Consider the following 26261-nt stretch of genomic DNA (forward strand, 5'->3'; position numbering starts at 1 on the left):
TTTCTAGTGAAGAGCGGCTATTTTTAACTTACTGTGAAACGTAAACTGTAATCGAGAGTGGGAACTAGCTATGAAAACAATCGGTATGTTGGGTGGTATGAGTTGGGAGTCAACAGCCAGTTATTATAAAGCTTTAAACGAAGGCGTTAAAAACTCATTGGGTGGACTGCATAGTGCCAAAATTTGTATGGTGAGTGTTGATTTTGCGGAAATTGAAACGCTGCAGCATCAGGGCGACTGGCAACAAACAGCCAATATTCTCACCGAGGCAGCTAAATCTGTAGAGGTTGGTGGTGCCGACTTTTTACTTATTTGTACCAACACTATGCATAAAGTGGCCGATGAGATTGCTAGTAATATTACCATTCCTATTTTGCACATCGCCGATGCCACCGCCGAGCAACTAAAGCACGATAACATTACGCGAGTAGGGTTGTTGGGAACGCAATTTACAATGGAGCAAAACTTTTACAAAGAGCGTTTAATCGATAAGCATAACATTGAGGTATTAATACCTGAGCCTAATGAGCGAAAGCGAGTGCACGAGGTTATTTATTCGCAGTTATGCCAAGGGGTTATTGATGACGATTCGCGAGCTGATTATATACGTATTATAGAGCGCTTATTTGCACAAGGCGCGCAGGCCATCATTTTAGGTTGTACTGAAATCGCTTTGTTGGTAAAGCCACAACATACACAGGTTCCACTTTACGATACCACCAAAATACATGCCGAAGCAGCAGTGAAGTTAGCGCTGGCAAAATAGTTAAGCTTGAGATAACAAAAAAACCGCCAATTGGCGGTTTTTTATTAGCAAGTAAAGCTGTTAACACGCTTTATATTAATGACCTTTCTCAAAGTCATTTACTTCGCGCTCGGCCTCATCTTTGGATTTACCGTATTTTTGCTGAATTTTACCAACAAGCTCGGTACGGCTACCTTCAATTTTATCTAAATCATCGTTGGTAAGATCGCCCCATTTTTGCTGCGCTTTACCTTTAAGTTCTTTCCAATTTCCTTCGATACGATCGCTATTCATAATTAGCTCCTTATTAAGAGTGATGATTTTTCATTTTAAAAGCGTTACTAATAAAATGATTTTTAACGTTCACTTATAAAGTTGCAAAGCCTATACCAGAAAGTGAAATTTTTAATTTAATTTATATATCAATTGGTTATGGTTTTTTATTCATAAAGTTTTTTAGCTGGTGGCGAGTTTTATAAAAATTCTGCAGGGTGGCTTGTAATTATTTCAGGGACTGTTACTTCAGGGGGGATTATTACAGGAACACTGTGCTGGTTTTTTATAAGTACAATAAAAAAGCGAGCTATTAAAGCTCGCTTTGCTGTTTAATAAAGGAATTAATGTCTAAAGCTTGGCATTAGCGCAGGAATGCCTGGTAGCATACCTACCAGTGCCATTACACCGGTTAATAGCACAAACATAATAAGTGGGATGACCCAGCGGCTCATTCGCGATAAATCAGCACTTCTTTCTTTACAGCCAATAAGGCCCAAGTTATCAAGTAGCATAGTTAGTGACCAACCAAATGCAGGGTTTACTAGGCTTGATGCAAACACCACAATGGCGGCTGATTGGGTGGTTTTACCTTCACGGGTCATTTCCATACCCGCTTCAAGTAGTGGAATAAACACCCCTACAATTAATGCAACACATAATACTGGCTGCCAAATAGCTAAGTCCATTGGATAGCCCCAAACACCCGCGATTATACAAAATAACGCAGTTAAAATTGCGCCTGCAGGAATAGGGCGTTTTGCAATAGCAGCAGGAACAATGTAAGTGCCCCAAGATGACGCAAAGTTAGCACCGCCTAAAAGCGAGCCAAAGGTTTGTCTTGTTGATGCGCTAAGCATGGTATCGTCAATATTCATTTGTACTTTTTCAGTACGCTCTGGGTAACTAATTTTTTGAAATACTTGATGGCCTAAAAAGTCAGGCGACCACATAGCAACTGCTAAAACTGCAAAAGGAAGTACAACTACAAAGCTTTCAGCTGTTGGTAAGCCAAGCATCCAGCCGGTGTTTTCGCCCCACCAGTACATAGGGTTCATGTTTGGTAAGCCCGGTGCAGTATGAAACTCAAACGGTGCACCCAATGCAAAAGCAGTAAAACCACCAATTAAACAGCTCAGTGGCACGGCTAACCAGCGTTTTTTATAATGCTCCAATAAAGCATAAAGTAAAATTGTGGCTAAGATTACGATAAAGGCAATATGGGTCATTTGAATTTCTTCAGCCCATGCAAACAGCTTTTTAACTTGTGAAATGGTACCCACAAAGCCTAAATAGAGGAGTAGGCCACCACACACCCCTTTACTGGTGAGCTTTGCCATGAGACTGCCGCCTTTACTAAATGCTAATATCAATCCAAAGGCTCCTATGAGCAAACCAAAGGCCATAGGGTGTCCGCCTGCGGCAACCACAATAGGAATTAATGGAATGAGTGGGCCATGAGTACCCGCTAAGTTAGCGGTCGGTAAAATAAAGCCAGAAAATAGTAAAATAAATAACGAAACAATTAAAAGTTCGTAGCGTACGTTTTCAAGTACAAAACCATCACTCAACCCCAAAGGGCCTGCAAACGTGGCAGCAATGGCTGCAACCATCACAACTTTACCTATAGTAGCGGCCATTGCTGGAATGGTGTCTTCAAATTCAAAGCGATAATCTCTAAACGGTAAATTTGGACGCCAGCGTTTTGGCTGCATAATTTGCAGTTCGTGCTCTAGATAAGCGTCGCGGCTTTCAAACTCAGAGCTGGGTTTATGAAGATTTTCATAGCTATCGGACGCGGTTTGAGTATCCGCTCCTGGTATAGCATCAGATGAATTATCATCTAGCGGCTTGGTGGTCATGACTTCTCCTGCAACTTAGTTGCTAACTCAAAATAAAAATACAGCTTTTACAAAGCAAATGAACGTTGAGTGCGCAGAGTAAAACAGCTTGCTACATATTGTAATTAGGCAAAAGGTCGTGCATAGCCCAGTTTAACGCTTTGTAAATGTTAACAAAAATAGCAAAGGGATGTGTTGTAACTGGCTTGTTAAATTTAAAAGGTCTTTAAATTCAGTGGTTTATTGTTTTGTTTTTACAGTGTGATCTTGTCATGCAGAATAGCGAAAAGGTCATAAAATCAGCAGATTCAGCAGCAATCATTCTTTAGTCTAATAAAGGTGACGTTAGCCGCTATTTGCTTATTATAAATACAATTAGCCGCAAAGTTGCACAAAAGCTAATAATACTAAGTTTTAGCGGAACAACTATTTTTGGACTCAAGATAGGGTTTTAAAAGGTAATAATAGGAGTAAAGTAAAAATATAGCGCAAAGTGACTAAACAAGAAAATGCCTTTATGTAACGTATTTATAAAGGCATTTCTGGGTAAGCTTGTTTGTTTTCACCGCCAGTTAAGCGCTGTAACAACCGACGCTGGCTTGAGAGTAATTGCCCTGAGCGTTCATTCATTATTTTGCAGGTTTTAGTTTTTAGCTCAAGCTGATGCAATAGCTTAGTAGTAAGGGTGTTTATATCAACAGGTAGAAGCGCGGTTAATTGTGCTAAACCTTCTTTGCCACCTTGTAAGCCTAAACTCACCAAAAAGCCATCGCGCTGGTTGTGCGATTCATTTAAGCTTTCTAAAAAGCCGAGCATTTTTTTATTATGTGTTTCTAGCTGCACATTACGTTGGCTTAGCAATTCGTATTGCGTTTCAAGTAATTCAATTAACGCGTCTAGCTTAGTAATGTCTTGTTGCAGACTTACAATATACTCTTTTACAGTTTTCATTTTTTATGAAGTTCAACCATAGCGTTAACGGTTTCATCAATATTAATTTTAAATTCACCACTGGCAATTGCCGCTTTCATCATGGCTACTTTATCCATATCAACGTCTGGCTTTGCAGCTAAATCTTGAAATGTTGAGTCTATTGATTTACTTAATGCACTCACTGAGTTTGCTTGCTCTTGTTTAGTCGCTACAGGTTGTTGCTCTGGTTTTGCATCCAGTGAAGAACGCTGGTTTGTTTTTTGGCTTTGCTCTAACGCAGTGGTTGTTATTGCACTTATATTCATTGTTTATTACCTAATTCGTTTATCGAATTTATATTGCTTAGTTTATATCAGCGACCAAGTACAAGCATTACTTAACTTTTATTTCGACATTTTTTAAAATGTCGCCTCTGCCACGCCTTGCGCAATTACTCTACCTTGAACTACTTTTTTTGATGATAAATTTTTTACATTAATAACCTCACCAAGCTGACCATCTTCAAGAGCAATGGCTTTAACATTGGCCGAGAAAGTTGCGGTATTTATTTGCAGTGAAATATGCTCATTTTTATTGATTAAATACTGCTTTTCTAGGTAGCGGGTGGAGATCACCGTTCCTTTATCAATCTCGCGTTTAACGGTGAGTCCAACTAGCTGATCAATACCGGTTTCGCCTTGATGGCGGTGCTTACCTAAATCCACGCTTTTATATTCTAAGTCTTGCTTATTAAGCACTTTACCTCGGTTTAAAGTGTGCTTGGCAGCTACTAGGTTTATCCACACACTTACTTTGGCACTGGCTCTAAAACGCCAAGCAGGCGATGGGCAAGATACAGAAATACTCACCCTGCCTGCAGGTGGCGTGTGATTTTGTGAGCGAGTGATTTGCAATTCGTCACAGCTTAAATTTTCGCTGCCTTTAGGAATAAATAATTCTATATCTTGTCGCTGACTTTGCGAATTAACTGAGCGCAAATAGCTCTTAATTTCACTGTGCAAAAACTGCTGAATTTCTTTATCAAAATTAATGGGGGTGGCCATAGCATGAGCTGGCAGTAGTCCAATAGTTAAAAGTAAGCGGAAAAACCAACGCTTCCCTTGGGGAAGTTTAGCTTCCGTGTGCTGGGTTGTTTTTTGCTCTTTTTTTATGTAAGTCATTGAAAAAATATACTTTTAAAAGTTGGCATAAAGGTTGTTATACACAAGGTAGAAAGTGTATGCGAAGCGCGAAAGCATACAAGAAACAAAAATTAGAGGCAACAATGGAACTATTTGATAAAGCGTTAGGTGTTCACCCTTTTTCAATGAAATTAAGGTTAGACAGAGCAGAAGTCATTGCTAGTAACTTGGCTAATGTTGACACGCCTGGGTTTAAATCTCGAGATGTAGATTATCGTCAAATTATGCAAAGTGTTTCATCCAGTTTTTCGCAAAACAGAGATGTTGATTTTGCTGGTGTACAAACGGATGAACTTAAATATCGCGTTCCTTATCAACCATCAAGTGATGGCAACACTGTTGAGTTAAATATTGAGCAAGCAAAATTTGCCAGCAACAGTATGGATTTTCAAACCAGTTTGACCTTCTTAAATATGAAAATAAATGGCTTACATAAAGTTATTTCAGGGAAATCATAATGTCTTTTAATTCAATTTATGACGCTAGCGGCAGCGCCATGCGCGCTCAAGTTATTCGCCTCGATACCATTGCATCTAACCTAGCCAATGCCGATACCGCAGCCGGTTCAGAAGCCGACGCTTACAAGGCACTTAAACCAGTATTTTCTGCTTTGTACAAACAAACACAAGACAGCCAATCAATTTCAGCCTCGGTTGATGTATTAGGGATCACTGAGTCAAATCGTGCGGTAGAGCAGCGCTACGAGCCAAATAACCCAATTGCTAACAACGATGGTTATGTATTTTACTCCAACGTAAATGCACTTGAAGAAATGGCCGACATGATGTCTGCAAGTCGTAGCTACCAAACATCTGTTGAAGTTATGGGGCGTGTAAACAGCATGCAGCAAAGCATTCTTAAGTTAGGACAATAATTTTATGCAAGTTAATTCAGCCGTTCCAAGCGCAGCCGACGGGGCAAAAAACACTACGAATATTGCCGGTAATAGCTCAGCAGATGAAATGTCGACCATGTTTTTAGAGTTACTTGTTGCGCAAATTAGTAATCAAAATCCATTACAACCTATGGACGGCACTCAATATGTGAGCCAGCTTGCGGAGTTTTCTAATGTTGAGTCGTTACAAAGCATTCGCCAAAACACCGCCGATGGTTTGGATTATGTGAGCAGCTTAGCGGTGCTTGAAGCCACTAATATGGTTGGCCAAACGGTTGATGTGCAAGCAAGCAGTATTGCCCTTGAACAAGATGGCAGTGTCTCTGGCATGGTTAATTTAGGGGAAGCCGCAGATTCTGTCACTGTGCAACTTTATAACCAAGATGGTGAATTAGTTGAAGAAAAACAACTGCCTTATTCTGGAGTCGGTTCATTGCGTTTTGAATTTGAAAACCAAGAAGCGGGTGCGTATGCAGTGAGAGCGTATGCCACTACCGAAGAGGTACCAAAGCAGCTTGATACTTGGCTAAGCGGTGAGGTTGAGCGTGTTTCTGTAGGTAAGTCGTTAGAAGATATTTTATTACAAGTCGATGGTTTGGGTAATTTTGGTATCACTGAAATTAATCAAGTGGCATAAATAAGAGGAATAAATAATATGTCTATGTTCAATATAGGATTAAGTGGTCTTAAAAGTACCCAAACAGGATTAGAAGTAACCAGTAATAATATTGCTAACTCGGGTACTGCTGGTTATAAAAATAACACCGCAGAATTTGCCGCGGTTTATAACGGCAGTCAACGCGGCGGTGTAAAAGTTGCCAATGTTAAAGAAGATTTTGTCACCGGTGGTGAAATTGTGCGCACCGGTAATGCGCTGGATATTGCTATTGATGGCCAAGGTTTTTTTGCCATATCAGAAAACGGCCGCACGGCTTACACCCAAGCAGGCCAGTTTCAGTTAGATAACGACTTAAATATTGTTAATGCCAACGGCGGCAAACTGCAAGGTTTTGGCGTGTCTCAGGTTGATGGTGGTGATCCGACAATTGTACCGGGTGTATTAACCGATTTAAAAATTGAAGCCTCAAACATAGAAGCACAAGCCAGTACCAATATTAACTTTAACGGTAACTTAAGTTCTTCTAGCGACGTGATTGCTTATCCTACAGCTCCAGCGGTATTTGATCCTAAAGATGGTAGTCAATATAACTTTTCTCAATCTACCGAAGTATTCGACTCCTTAGGTAACAGCCATGTAATGACCCAGTATTTTAACCATACGGGTAGCAACGAATGGCAAGCGATGTTTTTCTTAGATGGTAAACCCCTTACTCAAGCTCAGCTTTCAGCGCTTGGTGCGACGACAGGTACTCAAGCTATTGATGATGGTGCTGGTGGTTCAATTAACGCCGGTACCATTACACTTAACTTTGATACCGATGGCCAAATGGTGCCGTTTTCAGGCGACTTAACGGCGGTTGATTTAGAAGTGCCTATTACTTCAACGCCAGGTAATGCAGAAATAACCAGTGGTGCTGCAGCATTAAATATTGCGCTTAAATTCGATGGCACTACGCAGTTTGGTTCAAGTTTCAGTGTTAACGAAAATGATGCCAACGGCTATACCTCAGGGGCGTTTTCTGGTGTGAAGGTTGAAGACGACGGCCGTGTATTTGCAACATTTACTAACGGTGAATCTAAATTACAAGGTCAGGTTGTACTTGCCTCGTTTGCGAATGTTGATGGTTTAGAGCAAGGCAGTAATACCGTGTGGTATCAAACTGAAGAGTCGGGCTCTGCACTTTATGGCGAACCTGAAAGTGGCTCACTGGGTAAATTACTGTCGGGTTCATTTATGGGCTCAAATGTTGATATTAGTGAACAGCTGGTTGGCTTAATGTCATTTCAACAAAATTACCAAGCCAATGCTAAAACCATCAGCAGTGCTGATGAAATGATGCAAATTTTATTTAGTAATACCTAAGGAAGCTGAGCGTGGAAAAGTTAATTTATACCGCCGTTTCGGGTGCTGAACTTAATAATACCGCCTTACGCGTTGCTGCAAATAACTTAGCAAATGTTAGCACTGTAGGTTTTAAGGCCGACTTAGAGCAAGCGCAATCAATGATGGTACAAGGCGAGGGCTTTCGTACTCGTTACCACGCGCAACTAACACCAGTAACTACTGACTTATCGTCAGGGCCAATCATGGATACTGGCCGTAATCTTGATTTAGCACTGAGCAACGGCGGTTATTTAGAAGTGATGGATGACAATGGCGAACCGGCTTATACCCGCGCGGGTAATTTAGTGGTTGATGCCGATGGCTTTATTACTGTTAATGGCCGACGTGTGCAAGGTGACGGTGGCGATATTCAACTTCCTGAGTTTGGTGATATTGAAATTGGCTCAAACGGCATGATCAACCTCACCCCCATTGGCGGCGGTGTAATTGCAGAAGATGCGCAAATTAAATTAGCCAGTACTGATGCAAACTTAATTAAAGGTGCTGATGGCTTACTCAGAGCTAACGATTTACAGCCGCTTGAAGCCGACGAAACAATTACAGTAAGAACCGGTGCTTTAGAAGGTTCTAATGTGAATGCCGTGGCTGAAATGATCAAAACAATGAATATTAGCCGCCAATTTGAGATGAATGTAAAAATGATGAAGTCTGCTGACGAATTAGCGACCAGCGGTAATAAACTCATCAGCGGACGTGGATAAATAGGAAGCCAAACATGAATTCAGCATTATGGGTGAGTAAAACCGGTCTTGCAGCGCAAGATTTAAGAATGACAACAATATCGAATAACCTAGCGAACGTAAGCACTGCCGGTTTTAAAAAAGACAGAGCGGTATTTGAAGATTTATTTTACCAAGTACAAAAACAGCCTGGCGCGCAAGTAGATGAGCTTAATCAGCTGCCATCTGGGATTCAGGTGGGAACCGGCGTTCGTATTAACGGTACGCAAAAGCAATTTACCGAAGGTAGCTTTGAAACAACCAGCAATCAATTAGATGTAGCCATTGCTGGGCAAGGCTTCTTTCAAATTGAAAGTCCTGATGGCGAGTTATTGTTTACCCGTAACGGTCAGTTTCAGCTTAACTCTGAGTCATTACTGGTAAACAGCAACGGCTTACCTTTGGCGCAAAATATTGCGCTACCAGAGGGCACCACTAAAGTGAGTATTGGCACCGACGGCACCGTTACTGCGGTAGTAGGTAAGGATGCGCAAGCGGTTGAGTTAGGCCAAATGTTAACAGTTAACTTTGCAAATCCTGCAGGCCTACAAAGCTTAGGTGGCAATTTGTACCGCGAAACAGCAGCATCAGGTGAACCTGTTGAGGGGATCCCCGGTGAAGATGCTTTTGGTGGCTTGCAACAATTTACTATTGAAGGCTCAAACGTGAGCGTTGTTGATGAAATGGTAAGCATGATTGCCGTACAGCGCGCTTACGAGATGAACGCTAAAGTGGTCTCTGCAGCAGATGAAATGCTGCGCTTTATAAACCAAAACGTATGATTATGATGAATAAGTTAACATTATTTTTGCTGCTTTTGGGTGTTGCTGGTTGTAGCAATACCCCATCAAAAACCCAAATGGTGGAATGCGAAGTGGTGTATGGGGAAGTGAAATGTCCACAAAGCACCACTCAAAAATCAGTTCAAGACTATGAAATAAGCCAAGATGCCTATGCACAGGGTTTGAATCAGCAAGATGGAAGCTTATTTCAAGATAACTATATGTTTTCTTTGTATGCAGATAAACGTGCTTACCGAGTTGGCGATATTTTAACTGTGGTGCTTAACGAGCGCACGCAATCAAGTAAAAGTGCCGATTCGAGTTTAGATAAAAGTACCGACTTGGATGTTTCAGTGCCAGTTGCTGGTGCACTCAATGTAGCTGATTTTAATTTGGGTATAGGCTCGAGTGCCAAGTTTGACGGTGAAAGCAGCGCCAGCCAACAAAACTTCCTGAGTGGCGCTATTACCGTGCGGGTTAATCATGTTTTATCTAATGGGTCGCTGGTTATTAAAGGGCGTAAGCAAATTAAACTTAACCAAGGTGACGAATACATTGAAATTGAAGGGCTAGTTCGCCCTGGCGATATTGATGTAAGTAACCGTGTTTCGTCGCTTCGTATTGCTGAAGCGCAAATAAGCTATACCGGCAAAGGCACATTGGCTGATGCGAATCGTCCAGGTTGGTTTACCACTTTATTTACCCGATTCTTAAACCCGTTCTAAGGGATTACTGAGGTTTTAATGAAATATTTACTATTAATGCTAGTGTGCTTTTTTAGCCTATTAGCGCCTGCAACTGTGACCGCCAAAGCACGTCCATTATTAGATATTGTTGATGTGCTAGGTGTGCGAGAAAACCAACTGGTAGGTTACGGTTTAGTAGTGGGCTTGCCGGGATCGGGTGATAAAGCCCAAGTAAAATTTGCCGGCCAATCGCTAAGTAATATGCTAAAGCAATTTGGTGTCTCTGTAGATGAAGAGCGATTACCAAAATCAAAAAATATAGCGGCTGTTGCTGTCCATGCTACGTTGCCGCCTATGGGAAGCCCAGGCCAAGCCATTGATGTAACTGTGAACTCATTGGGTGATGCAAAAAGCTTACATGGTGGCAGCTTAATGTTGACCCCGTTAAAGGGGGTTGATGGCAAAGTGTATGCGCTAGCACAAGGTAATTTAGTGGTGGGTGGTATTAATGCCAGTGGTAAAAGTGGCTCCTCGGTGACTGTTAATGTGCCTACTTCAGGGCTTATTCCTAATGGTGCAATTATTGAGCGCAGTGTTATGGCTATGTATGAAAGTCAAAGCGATGTAATTCTTAATTTAAAAGATCCAAATTATCAAACTGCCCGCAATGTTGTACGTGCTATCAATAAAGTATTTGGGCCTGATGTAGCTACTGCTGAAAACTGGGCGCGCTTAGTGGTTAGTGCGCCAAGCGATGCCAATAGTCGCAACACGTTTATGTCGATGCTACAAGATATTACTGTAGAGCAAGGTTCTGAGCGCCCAAAAATTGTATTTAATAGCCGCACAGGTACTGTCGTAATGAACAATACAGTGCGAGTTAATCAGGCTGCGGTTAACCATGGCAATTTAACCATTACCATAAGTGAACAAGAGCAAGTGTCGCAACCAGGGCCGTTTTCAAATGGCCAAACTACGACCACGCAATCAAGTGATATCACAGTAGATCAACAACAAAAAAATATGCTGTTGTGGCCTGAAGGCACCTCATTAGATGAAATTGTAAAAGCGGTAAATGCACTTGGCGCAACGCCAGCCGAGCTTATGTCGATATTAATTGCACTTGATAATGCTGGGGCTCTAGAAGCCGAGCTATTAGTTATTTAAAGGAAATAGCCATGAAAATAGAGTCATCAACCCAATTATCTCAGTCATTAGCGATTGACCCGACCCATCTTGAAAACATTACTGGCAACAGTGAGGCAGGCGTTAAACAGGCGGCAGAGCAGTTTGAAGCTATTTTTTTACAGCTGGTATTAAAAAGTATGGATAGCACCACCAAAACTATGGCCGGTGACAATGGTTTTTTTAATAGTAACGAGCAAGCGCAATTTAGAGATATGCATAATGCTCAAACCGCGCAGCATTTAGCGTCAACTCATCAACTGGGTTTAGCCGAAGCGATTGTTAAGCAGTTTGATGAGAAAATTGCCCCCATAGAAAATACATTTAAGAATAGCCAAAGCTTGGTCGCTAATGATCAATATAAAGGTGCTGAAAGCGTTGAGCCAACCCAAAGCTATGATATTTATGCGGGATCGGCATTTGTTCAGCCATTGAATGCTAATACGATTAGGTAGTTAATTATGTCTATGTTAAATAACGCGTTAAGCGGCCTCAATGCTGCAAATATTGCACTGACTGTGTCAGGGCAAAATGTCGCGAATGCAGCCGTTGAGGGTTATTCGCGTCAGCAAGCTCAATTTAAAACCTCTAATGTATATTTAGGCGGGGTTGAGGTGGCGTCTGTTGATCGGGTTGTTGACGCCTTTTTAAATGACGATATTTGGCGCACTAATTCTGATACCACTTATTATGAAAACAAACAGTCATATCTAGGTTTTATTGAGCAAATCATTGGTACCGACTCGTTAAACTTAAATAACTCTCTTGCAAGCCTAACAGATGCACTCAATGCTGCAGCAACCAAGCCTGATTCACAGGCTTTCAGGCAACAATTTTTATCCTCTGCAGAGGGCTTTATGCAAGATATTGCGCAAATTAATGGCGCTTTGGCAGGACAAGCAACAAAGTTAAATGCACAAATGAGTAATGTGGCGCTTAATGTGTCTTCTATTACTAAGCAAATAGCCGAAATTAACAGTAGCATTGGATTAGCAACAGCAAACAAGCAATCAACCGCAGAGTTAAAAGATAATCGAGAACGCCTAGTAAACCAGTTATCAGGGCATATTGGCGTATCTATTGTTGAGCGAGATAATGGCTTTATTGATATTAGTACCTTAAGTGGTGCCCCGCTGGTGGTAGGGAGTAAAGCGGCATCAATCTCAGTAAATGGAATAACAGTAACGAGTAACTTTATTGGTCAAGAATTCACCCTTGATAAAAACGTTGGTGGTCAATTTGGTGGCTTAATAAGCGTTGATAACGATGTAATAAAACCAACTTTTGCAACCTTAAATAGCTTAGTTGCCGACCTTGCTGATGATATGAACGGTGCATTACAAAGTGGTTTTGATTTAAATAACGACCCCGGTGAAGCACTGTTTACATACAATCCATTAAACCCATTAGGGACGATTGAGATTAACCCTGCGATCACCACTGATCAACTTGGTTTTAAAGACAGCAGTACCTCAGGACCTGGTGATAACTCTAATATTGCTAATATTGTTGCTTCAATGGCAGGAAAAGGCGATAAGTTTACATTATTAGTAGGGGATCTTGCTATTACTAGTAAGCAAAACTTAAATAGCATTACCACCGCTACTAATTTAAGTGAAAACGCCATTGCTGCGCGCGATAGCTACAGCGGGGTGAACCTTGATGAAGAGGCGGCAAACTTAATGCATTTTCAACAAATGTACAGTGCCAATGCCAAAGTGATCAGCACAGCAGATCAAATGTTTAAATCTTTACTGCAAATGTTTTAAAAGGGCAATGTTATGCGAGTTAGTAGTCATCAGTTTCATTTAAATTCAATCAAAAACATTCAAAGTAATACTGAAAACTTTAACGAAAAATCAATTCAGTTAGCAACCAATAAGCGTATTCTTAAGCCCTCAGATGATCCGCTTGGCACTGTAATGATCATGAACCTAGGTTCAGAAATAAAATCGTTAGAGCAATACAAAACCAATATGGATGCAGTTAACTTTTCATTAGGTCAACAAGAAGTACAGCTAACCGGTATTGTTAACCAAATATATTCACTGCAAAGTTTAATTACCACTGCAGCTGATGGTTCAATGGGCGAGGCAGAAATTAAAGCACTCGGCCAAGAAATGAGTGTGGCTTTTCCGGCAATTGTTGATTTACTAAATGCAACCGACAGCGATGGACAATATTATTTTTCGGGTAGTAAAACCGATGAAAAACCGTTTCAAATTGATGCGACGGGTAATTATGTTTATGCCGGTGACGATATTGTCAGAGAAGTCACTGTATCTGACGACTCAAGTGTAAAAAACAATATCGTAGGTAATGATTTAGATCCTGGTGCAGGTTTTTTAAATGCCATGCAAGACTATCTTGTTGATGTAAATAATCCGCCAGCAGCTGGTGTTGGCAATCAATCACGGGTGATGATAGATAAATTAGCTGACTTTTTAGGTACTATTAGTAGCCAAGTGACCACCATAGGCTCTACTATGGCTTCGCTTGATTCGATTACTACCAGTAATCTAGATATCACCACATTTACGGTTAATTTGCAGGACGATTTGAGTGCTGTAGATTATCCAGAAGCGTTTATTTCGATGAATGAATCTATGGCGGCGTATGAATCATCGATGCAGGTTTACTCGACAGTAAGTAAACTTTCATTGTTTTCATACATTTAAAATTATAATACTTTCAGGAACTAACTATGCTGGTTAAAAGTAGCGAAAAAGCGCAAGCAATTGACTTGGTTAATACCAATAAATCGGATGCACTCGTTACATCAACAAAGGATTCTGCTAACAATTTGTGGAAAAACAAAATTGTTGCCAGAGAGGACCAAGTTAAAGTACTGACTGGCTGGGCGCAGCGCGGGGCACTGAGTCAAGCGCTAGCAAAAGCCGAACAAAGCGAAAGCACTATTCGTAATTTGTATATGGGGCTTGAAAAATTAGCACAACAATTAAATACCCAAGCTGCTAACACTCAGCCACAACCCATGCAACAACAGCAAATTAAAGTGCAAATAGCGTCATTACAAAACACAGCAAATAAAAAAGGCTCAGGACTTGATACCCAGCTGAAAATAACGGATCCAAATCGCGCTATTAGCAAACAGCTTAATGCAAATATAGACCTGCTTAGCGCACGTCCACATGAAGAAAATATCCAGTTAGTGATGGGTCGCTCGGGCAAATCATTAAGCTTAAAGATACCAGCCTATCAAGATGAAAAAACCAATTTAACTGCCATTCAAAATGCGTTTGCACCACATCATATAAATGTTGAGCTTAATCGTGAAAACCGTCTGCTTTTTAGTGCGCAAAAAGATAATGCGGCTCCACTTTTAGAGCCTTGGGTGATGAGTGGTCAAGGTGTACGAATTGCTGCAGGAAACCCGATTTCTTTGCAGCTCAATGATTTAGATAACCCTCTGAATGAACTTGCTAAAATAGCCGATAAAAATGCCACTATTGCTCAGCACCGAGAGCAAATCCAAAGTGCGCAGCGCCATTTAAAAGCGAATTTAATAAAAATTCAGGCACAAAAACAACAATTACAAAGCCAATTAGAGCAGCTTGACTCTGCTAGTTCATTAGCTAACACTGATGAACTACTTGCTTTAAGTCTAGGGGTTAAACAGCATATGCAAAACCCTGGGGTAAATAGTGTAGCTGCGATTATGTCGCAGGCAAACATTACCCGTAATATGGTGCAATACTCACTCACTTAATTTTTTAATGCAGCAAGCTAGTATTGCTGCATCTTTTTTTATTTCTATTATTCCTCTTATCTGCTTTTAGCTAGCGAAAATGCCTATTTTACCCGCTTTGAATACATTGCTTAAAAAAATATAAAAAATAATTAGAAAAAAGTTTAGGTAATTAAAAATATGGTCGCTCTTAGTTATTAGAAGGTGATTTAGGTTCACTAATTACTTTAGCTATTCATTTAAAGAGGAAATAAACATGGCTTTATCAATTCAATCAAACATGGCTTCAATGTCAATCCAAAACCAACTTGGTCGTAGCAACAACGATTTATCTACAGCGCTTGAGCGTTTAGGTTCTGGTTTTAAAATTAACTCTGCAAAAGATGATGCGGCTGGTCTACAAATCGCTTCACGTCTAAACGCACAAGTACGTGGCCAAGAAGCAGGAATTTATAACGGTAACAACGCCATGTCTATGATGCAAACAGCTGAAGGCGCGTTTGATGAAATGACTAACATTGCTTACCGCATGAAAGAACTTGCTACTCAAGGTTCAAGTGATACAAACGGTGCAAAAGAGTGGGCTGCACAAAGTGCAGAATACACAGCACTAGCTGCTGAGCTTACAAATATCATGACTAATACGTCGTTTGGTGATGGCACTGCGCTACTTACTGGTGGTAAGTTTGCTGGTGCGGTTACTTTCCAGGTAGGCTCAAGTACTACTGAAACCTTGGCAGTAGATATTTCTACAGAGCTAGGCGATGTGACAACAGCTATTGGTAATGCTGCTGCATTCACTGATGTTGCTACAGCACAAGCGCAGATTGGATTTGTTGATACTTTAGTTGGCGAAATTGGTACTGCACGTTCAACGCTTGGTGCATCAATGAACCGTCTTGACCATACAATGACTAATGTATCTAACATGAAGCAAAACACTCAAGCTGCTGTAGGTACGTTAATGGACGCTGATTTTGCTGCTGAAACATCAAACATGACTAAGCAACAATTGCTAATGAACTCTGGTATCTCGGTACTGAGCACAGCTAACAGCACAACACAAATGATTGGTTCACTACTTCGTTAATAGTGATTAATCAATTAAGTATGCATAGCTACACCTAAGGTGTAGCTATTATTGTTTATAGTCATAAGTAAAAATATTTACTTTAGATTTTTTTGCTTATAACTAAAATGCTTGGAGATTAAAATGAGCTCTGCAATAGGAATAAATCCTGGGCAATTAGCCTCACAATATACACAAATTGAGCGTAGCGCTAAAGATCAGCAATTAAGTACTAAAAGTAGCCTTTTTAGCAATCAAATTAAGGCGTTTGATAGCCTGAAAAGTAATTTATCAAACTTTTTTGATGACTTACAAACCAATCTTAAAGATACCAGTAGCTTGTTTGCTAACACCGCTACGGTGAGCAATTCATCCGCATTAGCAGTAACAGCAAGCGGCACAGCAGCCAGCGGTGAGTACGATGTATTTGTCGAGCAATTAGCACAAGCACACCAAGTGGCATTGAGTTTTGATCCGGCTAAAGCTTTAACCACGGATGGTGAGTTGAGTATTGATTTGGCAGGCAGTGCGTTTAGTGTTGACTTTGCTAGCCTTGGCGCCGATGCATCATTAACTGATGTTGCTAATGCCATCAACTCACATGTTGATAATAGCGGTGTTAAAGCCTCTGTTGTGCGCTCTGGCACAGAAACCTTTTTAACTTTAACCAGTGCTGAGTCGGGTGCTGCTAATCAGGTGGGGGTGAGCTTTACTGAAGGTACGGATGCCAATGGCAGTGATATCACCAATGCTATAACAAACAAACAAGAGTTAACCTTAGCGCAAGATGCGATTGTCAAACTAGGGGCTAACTCAGCACTTACAATCACTTCAAGCAGTAATAAACTCGATACGGTTATTGATGGGGTAACGATTGATTTAACGCAGGCGCAGTCGCTGGGCGATCAGCCAATTCATATATCAATTACCCAAGATCAAGAAAGCTCTAAAGAAAACATTCAAAGTTTTGTGGATAAATTTAATTCGCTCACCAATGGCATTACCAGTAACCAGTACTTAAAACGAGATAATATGGCTGCCGGCCTTGCTCGCTCTTTACGCAACGATTTTCAGGGTACGTTTGAAGGTAAAACCTTGTTCTCTGTGGGTATTGAATTTGATCGTAGCGGTAACTTAAAAATAGATAATAAAAAACTTGAAGAAGCTATGGCTACTAATCCTGAGCAGTTAACCAGCATGCTCACAGGTGAAAACGGTTTATTGTCTAAGCTAGAAACCCGCGTTGAGCCTTTCACTAAAAGCTATGGTTTGATGACGGATAAAAAGCAGTCATTGCAAGCGAGCTTAAATATAGTCAATAGGCAACAAAAAGATCATGAAGTGTCTATGGAGCAAGTGTACCAACGCTACTTGTCGCAGTTTACACAAATGCAACAGACTATTGCACAATTAGAATCTACAATGGGTCAATTTGGGAGCTAAACATAGATGTTAGATTTAAATGATGGCTTTTCAGCCTATAAAAGTACATCAGTAGATGCAAAAGCGGCCAGTGCCGATATTCATAAATTAGTATTGATGTTATTTGATGGTTTTTCAGATGAGCTTGAAAAAGTCACAGGCCACATAAAACAAAAAAGATACGATAAAAAAGCCGAAAGTATTGAAAAGCTAATGCGCATTTTAGGCGGGCTTGAGGCCTCATTAGATCTTGAAAAAGGCGGTGAAGTAGCGCAAAACATGCAAAACCTTTATCAGCATTGTGGGCAAGCATTATTGCAAGCCAGTATAAAAAATGACTTGAGCTATATTGACTCCACCCGTGTAGTGATGACCAACTTGCAAGAAGGGTGGCAAGGCTTAGGTACACAATAAACAAATCTAAACCAGCTACCAATAGCTGGTTTTTTCATTTTTAACACCGCTTTTTTATATCTCCCCCCACTGCTTAAATAATTATTCAATTCATTATTAATAACATATCACTTCCTTCCGATGTGGAAGTTCCGCTTCCGCTTTTTGGGTTTTTATTTTATTTTTTTTTATAAAACAATAACTTAAAGTTGGCTTGTTTATTGCTAAATGAAACATGAACTTATAATGAATTTAGTATTGCTAATGGAACACTCTCAAAAATACGCAGCGCAAAAAATGGAACAATTACTTAGCACCATGGAAGATGCTATCCATGAGAGTAATTGGTATGAGGTTAAATCAGCCGATAAGCAGCTGCTTGCATTTTATAATGAGCTGCAAAATATGCCTTGCTTTAGTTCAATGAAAGCTGAACAAGAAAATTTAAAGGCACGCTACGCAGACTTAATTGAGTTAGTGGGTCAAAAGCAAGCGGCCATTAAAGTGCAAATGCAGCGCCATCAGGAAGATAAAGAAGGTTTAATTGCGTATAAAAAAGTACAACAAGGACAGTCACTATGAGTATCCAAGCAAATACTATGGCGACAAAGACTGACTTTGGCAGTGCCACTAATAAACCAACCATATTAAAGAGCAGTACACCTGCAGATGCGCAAGAACAACAGAGCGAGCTTGAGCCGTTTACGCTTTCTTCAAAGCAACAGCAAACAAAACAGCAAAATGTGCAAGGTGAACAACCTCAAGAAAGTTCAGAACAACTAGTGCAAGAAGATGCCATTACAGAAACACAAGAAATAATAAATCCGTACTTTTTAAACACTGCAAATTATAATTTTGATAGCAGTAAAATAAACGCGCCTGTCACAAATTTACTCAACTCAAATAGTAACCTTGCTCTTGATAACGGCACTGCAGCAGTGGAAACACCACCAGCACAACTTGTTATTGATGAGCAGTTAAAGAGTAAGCCTTTAGAGACTCTGCACGAAGAAGGCATTATAACTCAAGAGTCAGCTAAAACTGCGTCTGTACAAAATATGACAGTGCATAGTGATGTTTTAACTGTGCCTGCTGCAGCTATAAATGTAACGCCAGCGAATACACCCGTTAATAAAGAATTAAATACACTCGATTTAGCCAAAGCACCACAAACATTGTATTCGCAAGCGCTTTTGAATCGATTAAATCAACCTTCGGTAGTGTTGAACACTTATGCACAAGCGCAATCAAGTAGCCTAACCAGTGAGCAAGTAGCCATACAACCGAGTGTGTCGCTGAGCAAACTTGAGCTTGCGGCATTGTCACAAAGTGCGCAATCGAAAATGGTCTTTACAGAAAGTCGCGAGAGTACGGGTCAAAAATCAACATTAGTGAATGCATTTTCAGCGTCCGCACCCGCGCCAGAGAGCTTTGAGTGGCATAAAGAAAAATTAAAAGAGGCTCCCAGTGAATGGGGGCAGCGTTTATTGCATGTACTTGGCGATAAGGTAAAGCTGCAAATAGGCCAGCAACTTCAGCGTGCGCAAATTAGATTAGATCCTCCAAACCTAGGCAGTATTGAAATATCTATCAATATTGAAGGGGATAAAACCTCAGTCAGTTTAACTACGAGTAATGCGCAGGTTAGAGATGCCATAGCGCAAACTCTAGAGCAGTTACGTCAGTCTTTGTCGCAAAACTCAAACAGTACAGTGGATGTTAATTTGAGTGATAAACAGCAGCAATCTCAACAGCAAAGCGACAATAGCGACATTGCAAATAATCATACCGAGATGCCTTCAATGGATGATGACAACAGCACTCGCACACCTAAGTCGCCATTAGATTGGTTAGATTTATTAGTATAACTACCTTGGATTAAGAGAGATAAAAGTGAAAAAAATAATAATAGCCCTAACTGTAATTGCACTTATTGCGGCTGCATTTTTTGCGGGACAGTTTTTTAACGACAGTGACTCATCAAAAGAAGGTCCGCAAGCAGATATAACAAAAGTTGAATACCACGAAATGGAGCGCTTTATTATAAGCGTATCAGAGGACTCAATTGCCCGCTATTTAGTACTTGACTTGGTACTTGTTACTTCACCCTCTGTATACAACACAGGCACAGAGGCGATGGAGCCGCTTGTAAGAAATGTACTGGTAAAACAGTTTGCCAATATGAGTCATAGCCAAGCAAAAGCCGCTTTTAAAGATATAGATGCGGTTCAAAAAAACTTATTAGAGCAGTTTAATTTAGTGTTAGCGAATACGGTATCTGTTCGATTGGATAACGTACTTATTACGAACGTCTTCATTCAATAGGCCATCGCTATGATGCTGCAAGAAGAGTGGGGCGAGTTAATAACAGAACCACCAGTCACCTTAACGCCACTAAAAGAGACGCAACTATTATCGCAGTACTCTTATTTGGTGAATCGAGCGGCTGCGCACATGCGCACTCAAGTGGGTGTTATTGTCGATAATGATGATATTTATCAAATAGGTATTATTGCGCTGCTGTCGTCTATTCGTCGCTATGGTCGGGATTTAGATGAGAAGTTTGCTGCATTTGCGTTTAAGCGTATTCGTGGTGCTATGTTAGATGAGTTTAGGCGTGTTGATTGGCGCCCGCGTCAACTAAGGCAGCAGTCTCATCAGCTTCGTGATATGAGCCGTTCACTGCAAAAAAAGCTCGGTCGTGATGCAACAGACACCGAAATGTGTGAGGCGTTAGGAATTAACCATAAAGAGCTTATTCAACTGCATTACAGTGAGCAAGCCGAAGCATTTGATAGCCTGGAAGCGCTATTGGAAGCTAACCCTAATTTAGCGCTTACCTCTGCCCATACACACGACAAAGAAGAGACAGCAGCCATGCTAAAAGTGGCGATGAGCAAACTGAATACCCGAGAAAAGCTGCTCTTGCAATTATATTACATGCACGAAATGAATATGAAAGAAATAGCGTTAACGCTCGATTTAACCGAGGCACGTGTTTGCCAACTTCATAAACAAGCACTTGAAGCGCTTACACAAGCGCTTCAAAAAATCTAATACCTAAGGAATAAAGAATGCAAAGAGTTATAGGGTTAATAGTAGTACTTGCAACAGTATTAGGTGGTTTTGCGTTTGCGGGCGGCAACATTGCCACTATGTGGCAGCCATACGAGTTTTTAATTATTTTTGGCGCAGGTTTAGGGGCGCTAATTGTGGGTAATTCAAAGTATGTACTGACAGAAATGCTATCGCAATTAAAGTATCAATTTATTAGTGGTAAAGGAACCGATACGTCTGAGCTGTACCATGACTTACTACTCGTTATTTACTCTTTATTAGACTTAGCCAGAGTGAAAGGCATTAAAGGATTAGATGAGCATGTTGAAAACCCAGAAACCAGTTCTATTTTTCTTGCCTACCCTAAAGTGTATGAGTTCCCACAGCTAGTTACTTTTATTTGCGATAACTTACGTTTATTTAGTATGGGAAAAATAAACTCTCATGACTTTGATGCCATGTTAGAGCAAGAGATTTATACCATTGAAGAGCAACGTCTTAAACCTTCTCATTCACTTGCTAATATAGCTGAAGCTATGCCAGGTTTTGGTATTTTAGCAGCGGTTGGCGGCATTATTATTACCATGCAGCATCTTGATGGGCCTTTAAGTGAAATTGGCTACCATGTAGCAGCGGCGTTGGTGGGTACTTTTATTGGTATTTTTGCTTGTTACTGTTTAATTGCACCGCTTGCCTCAGCGATGGAGCAGTATGTAAAAAAACAAGTGGCGATGTTTGAATGTGTGCGTGCCATGTTAGTGGCGCATGCTAAAGGGCATGTGCCTATTGTGGCGACTGATTCAGGCCGAAAATTAATTAATGAAGAAATTAAACCGACCTTTACCACCATGGAAGAGTGGATCACTAACAAGGCGGCTTAATGATGGAAAACAAAAATCAAGAAATCGTCATCAAACGCTCTCGTAGAAGAGCAACCGAAAAGCCTCATGGTGGTGCTTGGAAGGTTGCCTTTGCCGATTTTACTTTGGCGATGATGGCGTTTTTTATGGTGATGTGGATCATGGCGATCACCAATGAATCTGAGCGTGAAGAAATAGCACACTATATGCGAACTCACTCAATTTTTGATGGTGGCCCCGCTATTTTTGATCCTCAAAACAGCCCATTCCCCGTTGATTTAGGGGGATCTCCTTCTGTAATTAAGCACTTAGAGTCGGGAATTACGCCTCCGGACTCTCCAAAACCTGGAATGAGTGAAGTATTACAAGTGCCCGATGGCACCGTTGAGCCTAAAGCTGGGCAAGGCGAGAAGTTAAATTCAGCGATTGATAGCCAATTTGAAGCTTCATCTGAGCTGAGCTTATTACTGGAAAGTATTGATGAACTCAGTAAAGAAGAGTTACTAAAAAATAACTTACTAGTTGAAGAAGTGCCCTTGGGGCTCAGAGTGATCATTAGAGACGACAAGCATCATCAAATGTTTGAACGCTCAAAGTCGCAAATGACCCCATTTTTTGAAGATCTGTTTCTATACCTTGGCGGCTTAGTTAAAGACATTAACAACAAAATCATTATTTCTGGGCACAGCGATGCCAGCTTATTTGTTGATGGCAGCTCTCGTAATTGGGACATTTCTGGCGATAGAGCGCAGCAAGCAAGAAAAGTAATGACTATGGGCGGAATGCCATCAAGTCAGGTGCTTCAAGTAAATGCGTTTTCATCAAATCGGCCAATTAATAAAGAAAATAAGAAAGCCAGCGAAAACAGACGTGTTGAACTGCTGATCTTAACTAAAGATGCGCAGGATAAATTTAACCAATTATTTGATGATAGCAACATTAACAATCCGATAAAAAAAGCGGCTGGTGCGGCAACGGCTAACAAACCCGTGCTACGTCTTGAAGAGAATTATGAGTAACCAACCAGACACTAAACGAAGTTACAAAAGATGGAACTTAAACCTTAAAGATAATTACGAGCCTGAGTCAGTTCAGCTTGGCGGAGTAGGCGTGCAGTTATTACGCCGTTGTTTTATTGATATTTCACTATGCCATGGTGTGGCAAAAGATATTAGCGTGGGCGGTGTGGGGTTATTAGTACCTGCTGAAAAGACGATCCCCAATAAAGTTATTGTGGTGTTTGATAAAACCAATCGATTGGCTGGCAAAGTGATGTATCGCCGTGCAGTGAGTGAAAAATTAATGTTTTTAGGGGTTGAGTGGATAAGCAAAAATGAGCGCTTACGCAGCGATATAGTTAATCGTTTACAGCTACAAGCCCAATTGAAAAAAGCAAAAAAAACGAACATAAGCTGAATATAAATGAATCAGGAAAAACAGTGGTATGAGTAAAACGTTAAACGCTAAAACAAAGTTAATTAAAGCGAAAGATTCTGAGCATATTACGCCATTTGCACTCACGCTTGAGCAAAGAGCATATGAACAAGCACAACAAAAAGCAGCGCATATAAACGTTAATATTCGTAAAACTTTGGAGTTAGAGCTAGCCCAATTATTTAACGACAGCCGTTTTGATGTAGAAATTTCGCCTTGTTCGCATTCGGTTATTAGCAGTTGGTTTAAAGAATCCTCAAGGATATTTCTTGCCTGCCCTTTATTTGCCCCTACTCAAGGTGAGGCCTATTTAGCGCTTGATTATCAAAGTGCATATAAAACAGCTGATTTATGCTTAGGTGGGCAATTTAATAATGTGAACAGCACAGAGCAAGTCTCTGATGAGGTGAATAACGAATTAAGCTCAACAGAAAGCCGTATTTGTGGTCGTTTACTACAGCGCCAAGTGCAGGGCATTCAAGGCTTATTATTTAGAGAACGCTCAGCGTTATTAGGTGAGATACAAAAGTCTCATGCCTTACCTGAAGCATTACAATATTTAGCCTTTAAAGTGCGGTTTATATTAGAAAACCAAGTAATAAGTTGGTTTTTATGGCTGCCAATTAGCTTTTTTTGCGCAGCTGATAGCGAGCAAGACTCAGCAAATAGTGACACTCTCAATACTGATATGTGGGCACAGTTTGCGGTGCAAGGTCAGATTGAAATGGCGAAGAAAAAAGTCACTTTAAAGCAATTAAAAGCTTGTGTGGCCGGCGGTGTATTACCAATTGAACTTAATGAAGCTGCACTATTTAACCTAGGCCATAAACAAATATTTAAAGGCCAAGTCGTTGAGCAAGAGACTGGCTTAGCATTTCAAATTACACAATTATCAAATAATACAACGAGTAACTAAATTATGAACGAAAACCTTGATAGCGCCTTAGCGGGCTTAGAGCTTGATGCTTTTGATGGATTTGATGATAAATCTGCTGATAAAACTAACGAAGGAAATATGTCATTTTTTCAAGATGTTCCTTTACTCGTTACTCTTGAAGTAGCAAGTACTGAAATTACCTTAGGCGAGCTTAGCCAAGCCAAAGAAGGCGACGTGCTTAAGCTAGACAAAGTAGCTGGTGAAGCGCTTGATGTAAAAGTGAATGGGGTATTTTTTGCTAAAGCAGAAGTGGTAATGCTTGAAGGGCAGTATGGTTTGAAGTTTGCTCAAACAGATACCGCAAAGGATCAATAAACAAATGAATAAACGCGTAATTTTTAAAGTTAGCCTACTGTTGATCATGATGTTTTTACCAAGCTGGCTAAATGCAGAAGAACTTACGCTGTTTTCTCTAAAAGATACGGCCGACGGACAAGACTATAGCGTTAAATTGCAAATACTTTTGCTAATGACGGTATTGAGTTTATTACCTGCGCTACTGATGGTTTTAACGTCGTTTACCAGAATCATCATTGTATTGGCAATTTTGCGCCAAGCTATGGGATTACAACAAAGCCCACCGAATAAAATTTTGATTGGCATCTCACTGATGCTCACCATGTTGATTATGCGACCAGTTTGGCAGGATATTTACCAAAATGCATATACGCCTTTTCAGCAGCAAACCATAGGACTAGAAGAAGCTTTACTCACCGCAGAAAAGCCTTTGCGTGCTTTTATGCTTAGGCAAACTCGCGAAAGTGAATTACGCCAAGTGTTATTAATTGCCAATGAGCCAACCACACTCACCGCGCAAGAGATTCCGTTTGAAGTATTAATGCCTGCCTTTGTACTAAGTGAGCTTACTACCGCTTTTCAAATTGGCTTTATGTTGTTTATTCCTTTTTTAATTATAGATTTAGTTGTCAGTAGTGTGCTGATGTCTATGGGTATGATGATGCTATCACCGCTGATCATTAGCTTACCGTTCAAGCTCATGGTGTTTGTACTTGCCGATGGCTGGTCAATGATAGCAGGTACGCTGGCAGCAACATTTGGAATGTCACCATGACCCCAGAAATGTCGGTAGAGCTTATTTCAAGCGCGGTTTACACCATCATAAAACTGATTTTAGTCTTAATTGTGCCGGGTTTAATACTAGGTATTGTAGTGGCCATTATTCAAGGTGCGACCTCTATTCAAGAGCAAACCCTAACGTTCTTACCACGTATGTTATTAACCTTATTAATGGTAGTGTTTGCGGGGCATTGGATGCTACAAATTTTGATTGATTGGTTTGATAAGCTCAAATTTATGTTACCTGGAGTATTTGGTTGAGCTCATTACTTGCTTTAACGTCTACTGACTTAGTCAGCTGGATGGGCACGCTTTGGTGGCCATTTGTACGTTTTTCTGCACTTTTATGGTCTATGCCGGTATTTGACAATCCGGCGGTAACGCCGCGCTCTCGTATTTTAGTGTCTATGATGTTGGCTTTTTTAGTTGCTCCGCAGTTACCACTTGCACCTGCTATTGACTTGTTTTCTTTAGATGCCGCCATCTTAACCTTCGAACAAATTATTTTTGGGGTAATGATGGGGTTATCGCTGCGTATTTTGTTTGAAGTAATGGCAATGATAGGGCTGATCTTATCCATGCAAATGGGTTTATCAATGGCGCTAGTTATGGACCCCGGCAGTGGAAACCAAGTGGCATTATTGGGACAGTTATTTTGGATTATGTGTGCATTACTGTTTTTTGCCGCAGATGGTCACTTAATAACTTTGCAAGTTATGGTAGAGAGTTTTCATAGCTTTCCGATTGGTCGCAGTATTTATGAGTTTGATATTCAATCGATTATTATGTTGTTTGCGTGGATGTTTTCCTCTGCTTTATTGCTGTCGCTACCAGGGATAGTCGCCATGTTATTGGTTAACTTAACCTTTGGTGTAGCAAGTAGGGCGGCGCCGTCATTAAATATTTTTGTATTGGGCTTCCCTATGTCGCTATTGATGGGGTTTTTCTGCGTATTTATGACTCTAGAGTACACAGGAAGTGCGTTTTCAAGGCTAACGTATCATGTGCTAACAACCTTTGCACAAGCGATGAGGTAG

The 26261-nt window shown here is 40.6% G+C and carries 33 protein-coding genes; 28 read left to right on the plus strand and 5 right to left on the minus strand.

All coding sequences use genetic code 11. The features are described from left to right. The first annotated feature begins 70 nt into the window (after positions 1-70). Complete coding sequence (locus CWB75_RS04080) at positions 71-766, plus strand: aspartate/glutamate racemase family protein (protein WP_138569965.1); 696 nt, start codon at positions 71-73, stop codon at positions 764-766. A 75-nt stretch (positions 767-841) separates the two neighbouring features. Here CWB75_RS04080 and CWB75_RS04085 read toward each other — a convergent pair whose 3' ends face one another. The 5 genes from CWB75_RS04085 to flgA form a co-directional block, all read right to left on the minus strand. Beyond that, positions 842-1039 (minus strand): CsbD family protein, encoded by a 198-nt coding sequence (locus CWB75_RS04085; protein WP_008111942.1) that lies wholly within the window; start codon positions 1037-1039, stop codon positions 842-844. Positions 1040-1362: 323 nt separating this feature from the next. Then, positions 1363-2880 (minus strand): DUF3360 family protein, encoded by a 1518-nt coding sequence (locus tag CWB75_RS04090; RefSeq protein WP_058154317.1) that lies wholly within the window; start codon positions 2878-2880, stop codon positions 1363-1365. 507 nt (positions 2881-3387) lie between these two features. Continuing rightward, complete coding sequence (gene flgN / locus CWB75_RS04095; protein ID WP_010391136.1) at positions 3388-3810, minus strand: flagellar export chaperone FlgN; 423 nt, start codon at positions 3808-3810, stop codon at positions 3388-3390. Next, positions 3807-4097 (minus strand): flagellar biosynthesis anti-sigma factor FlgM, encoded by a 291-nt coding sequence (flgM, locus tag CWB75_RS04100; protein ID WP_054202052.1) that lies wholly within the window; start codon positions 4095-4097, stop codon positions 3807-3809. The genes flgN and flgM overlap by 4 nt, the downstream gene beginning before the upstream one ends. A gap of 93 nt (positions 4098-4190) precedes the next feature. Beyond that, complete coding sequence (gene flgA / locus CWB75_RS04105; RefSeq protein WP_138569966.1) at positions 4191-4952, minus strand: flagellar basal body P-ring formation chaperone FlgA; 762 nt, start codon at positions 4950-4952, stop codon at positions 4191-4193. 59 nt (positions 4953-5011) lie between these two features. Here flgA and flgB point away from each other — a divergent pair, with 59 nt between their 5' ends. The 27 genes from flgB to fliR all read left to right on the plus strand — a co-directional run bounded on the left by flgB (position 5012) and on the right by fliR (position 26261). Continuing rightward, positions 5012-5431, plus strand: a complete 420-nt coding sequence (flgB, locus tag CWB75_RS04110) for a flagellar basal body rod protein FlgB (RefSeq protein WP_010391142.1) — start codon at positions 5012-5014, stop codon at positions 5429-5431. After that, entirely contained in the window at positions 5431-5847 is a 417-nt protein-coding gene (gene flgC, locus CWB75_RS04115; protein WP_010391144.1) for a flagellar basal body rod protein FlgC, read from the plus strand. The genes flgB and flgC overlap by 1 nt, the downstream gene beginning before the upstream one ends. Before the next feature lie 4 nt (positions 5848-5851). Continuing rightward, a complete protein-coding gene (locus CWB75_RS04120) occupies positions 5852-6505 on the plus strand; it encodes a flagellar hook assembly protein FlgD (protein WP_054202054.1) in 654 nt (217 codons plus the stop codon). An 18-nt stretch (positions 6506-6523) separates the two neighbouring features. Then, positions 6524-7852 (plus strand): flagellar hook protein FlgE, encoded by a 1329-nt coding sequence (locus CWB75_RS04125; protein ID WP_010391149.1) that lies wholly within the window; start codon positions 6524-6526, stop codon positions 7850-7852. An 11-nt stretch (positions 7853-7863) separates the two neighbouring features. Then, the gene (locus CWB75_RS04130) at positions 7864-8595 is read left to right on the plus strand and encodes a flagellar basal body rod protein FlgF (protein ID WP_010391152.1); all 732 of its coding nucleotides are present in this window, start codon (positions 7864-7866) and stop codon (positions 8593-8595) included. Positions 8596-8609: 14 nt separating this feature from the next. Beyond that, positions 8610-9395 carry a flagellar basal-body rod protein FlgG gene (gene flgG, locus CWB75_RS04135; RefSeq protein ID WP_010391154.1) on the plus strand — a complete coding sequence of 262 codons (786 nt, stop codon included), beginning with the start codon at positions 8610-8612 and terminating at the stop codon, positions 9393-9395. A 2-nt stretch (positions 9396-9397) separates the two neighbouring features. Further along, on the plus strand, positions 9398-10120 hold the full coding sequence (locus CWB75_RS04140) for a flagellar basal body L-ring protein FlgH (RefSeq protein ID WP_249362299.1): 723 nt from the start codon (positions 9398-9400) through the stop codon (positions 10118-10120). Between the two features lie 18 nt (positions 10121-10138). Continuing rightward, complete coding sequence (locus CWB75_RS04145) at positions 10139-11248, plus strand: flagellar basal body P-ring protein FlgI (RefSeq protein WP_010391158.1); 1110 nt, start codon at positions 10139-10141, stop codon at positions 11246-11248. Positions 11249-11259: 11 nt separating this feature from the next. Beyond that, entirely contained in the window at positions 11260-11721 is a 462-nt protein-coding gene (locus CWB75_RS04150; protein ID WP_010391160.1) for a rod-binding protein, read from the plus strand. A gap of 6 nt (positions 11722-11727) precedes the next feature. Then, entirely contained in the window at positions 11728-13035 is a 1308-nt protein-coding gene (gene flgK / locus CWB75_RS04155) for a flagellar hook-associated protein FlgK (protein WP_138569968.1), read from the plus strand. 12 nt (positions 13036-13047) lie between these two features. Further along, positions 13048-13944: a flagellar hook-associated protein FlgL gene (gene flgL, locus CWB75_RS04165; RefSeq protein WP_138569969.1), complete on the plus strand. Its 897-nt coding sequence runs from the start codon at positions 13048-13050 to the stop codon at positions 13942-13944. A 26-nt stretch (positions 13945-13970) separates the two neighbouring features. Then, complete coding sequence (locus CWB75_RS04170; RefSeq protein WP_010391168.1) at positions 13971-14996, plus strand: hypothetical protein; 1026 nt, start codon at positions 13971-13973, stop codon at positions 14994-14996. A 235-nt stretch (positions 14997-15231) separates the two neighbouring features. Next, positions 15232-16065: a flagellin N-terminal helical domain-containing protein gene (locus CWB75_RS04175; protein ID WP_138569970.1), complete on the plus strand. Its 834-nt coding sequence runs from the start codon at positions 15232-15234 to the stop codon at positions 16063-16065. Between the two features lie 123 nt (positions 16066-16188). Further along, a complete protein-coding gene (gene fliD, locus CWB75_RS04180; RefSeq protein ID WP_138569971.1) occupies positions 16189-17487 on the plus strand; it encodes a flagellar filament capping protein FliD in 1299 nt (432 codons plus the stop codon). A gap of 6 nt (positions 17488-17493) precedes the next feature. Next, positions 17494-17880 (plus strand): flagellar export chaperone FliS, encoded by a 387-nt coding sequence (gene fliS / locus CWB75_RS04185; protein ID WP_010391173.1) that lies wholly within the window; start codon positions 17494-17496, stop codon positions 17878-17880. Positions 17881-18123: 243 nt separating this feature from the next. After that, on the plus strand, positions 18124-18441 hold the full coding sequence (locus tag CWB75_RS04190; RefSeq protein WP_249362300.1) for a hypothetical protein: 318 nt from the start codon (positions 18124-18126) through the stop codon (positions 18439-18441). Then, on the plus strand, positions 18438-19727 hold the full coding sequence (locus CWB75_RS04195; protein WP_138569973.1) for a flagellar hook-length control protein FliK: 1290 nt from the start codon (positions 18438-18440) through the stop codon (positions 19725-19727). Before CWB75_RS04190 ends, CWB75_RS04195 begins: the two co-directional genes overlap by 4 nt. A 25-nt stretch (positions 19728-19752) precedes the next feature. Further along, complete coding sequence (locus CWB75_RS04200; RefSeq protein WP_013464390.1) at positions 19753-20184, plus strand: flagellar basal body-associated FliL family protein; 432 nt, start codon at positions 19753-19755, stop codon at positions 20182-20184. A gap of 9 nt (positions 20185-20193) precedes the next feature. Continuing rightward, complete coding sequence (locus CWB75_RS04205) at positions 20194-20916, plus strand: FliA/WhiG family RNA polymerase sigma factor (RefSeq protein WP_138569974.1); 723 nt, start codon at positions 20194-20196, stop codon at positions 20914-20916. Between the two features lie 17 nt (positions 20917-20933). Next, the gene (gene motA / locus CWB75_RS04210; RefSeq protein WP_010391179.1) at positions 20934-21797 is read left to right on the plus strand and encodes a flagellar motor stator protein MotA; all 864 of its coding nucleotides are present in this window, start codon (positions 20934-20936) and stop codon (positions 21795-21797) included. Continuing rightward, complete coding sequence (locus CWB75_RS04215) at positions 21797-22795, plus strand: flagellar motor protein MotB (protein ID WP_081374122.1); 999 nt, start codon at positions 21797-21799, stop codon at positions 22793-22795. Before motA ends, CWB75_RS04215 begins: the two co-directional genes overlap by 1 nt. Further along, a complete protein-coding gene (locus tag CWB75_RS04220) occupies positions 22788-23192 on the plus strand; it encodes a PilZ domain-containing protein (protein WP_138569975.1) in 405 nt (134 codons plus the stop codon). Before CWB75_RS04215 ends, CWB75_RS04220 begins: the two co-directional genes overlap by 8 nt. 28 nt (positions 23193-23220) lie before the next feature. Next, a complete protein-coding gene (locus tag CWB75_RS04225; RefSeq protein WP_138569976.1) occupies positions 23221-24126 on the plus strand; it encodes a FliM/FliN family flagellar motor switch protein in 906 nt (301 codons plus the stop codon). Positions 24127-24129: 3 nt separating this feature from the next. Next, a complete protein-coding gene (locus CWB75_RS04230) occupies positions 24130-24462 on the plus strand; it encodes a FliM/FliN family flagellar motor switch protein (protein WP_138569977.1) in 333 nt (110 codons plus the stop codon). A gap of 4 nt (positions 24463-24466) precedes the next feature. Continuing rightward, entirely contained in the window at positions 24467-25219 is a 753-nt protein-coding gene (gene fliP / locus CWB75_RS04235; RefSeq protein WP_010391186.1) for a flagellar type III secretion system pore protein FliP, read from the plus strand. Continuing rightward, positions 25216-25485: a flagellar biosynthetic protein FliQ gene (locus tag CWB75_RS04240; protein ID WP_010391187.1), complete on the plus strand. Its 270-nt coding sequence runs from the start codon at positions 25216-25218 to the stop codon at positions 25483-25485. The genes fliP and CWB75_RS04240 overlap by 4 nt, the downstream gene beginning before the upstream one ends. Continuing rightward, positions 25482-26261, plus strand: coding sequence for a flagellar biosynthetic protein FliR (gene fliR, locus CWB75_RS04245; RefSeq protein ID WP_138569978.1), 780 nt, complete (start codon positions 25482-25484; stop codon positions 26259-26261). Before CWB75_RS04240 ends, fliR begins: the two co-directional genes overlap by 4 nt.

The sequence above is a fragment of the Pseudoalteromonas sp. S1608 genome, assembly GCF_005887265.1.
Classification (GTDB): Bacteria; Pseudomonadota; Gammaproteobacteria; order Enterobacterales; family Alteromonadaceae; genus Pseudoalteromonas; species Pseudoalteromonas undina.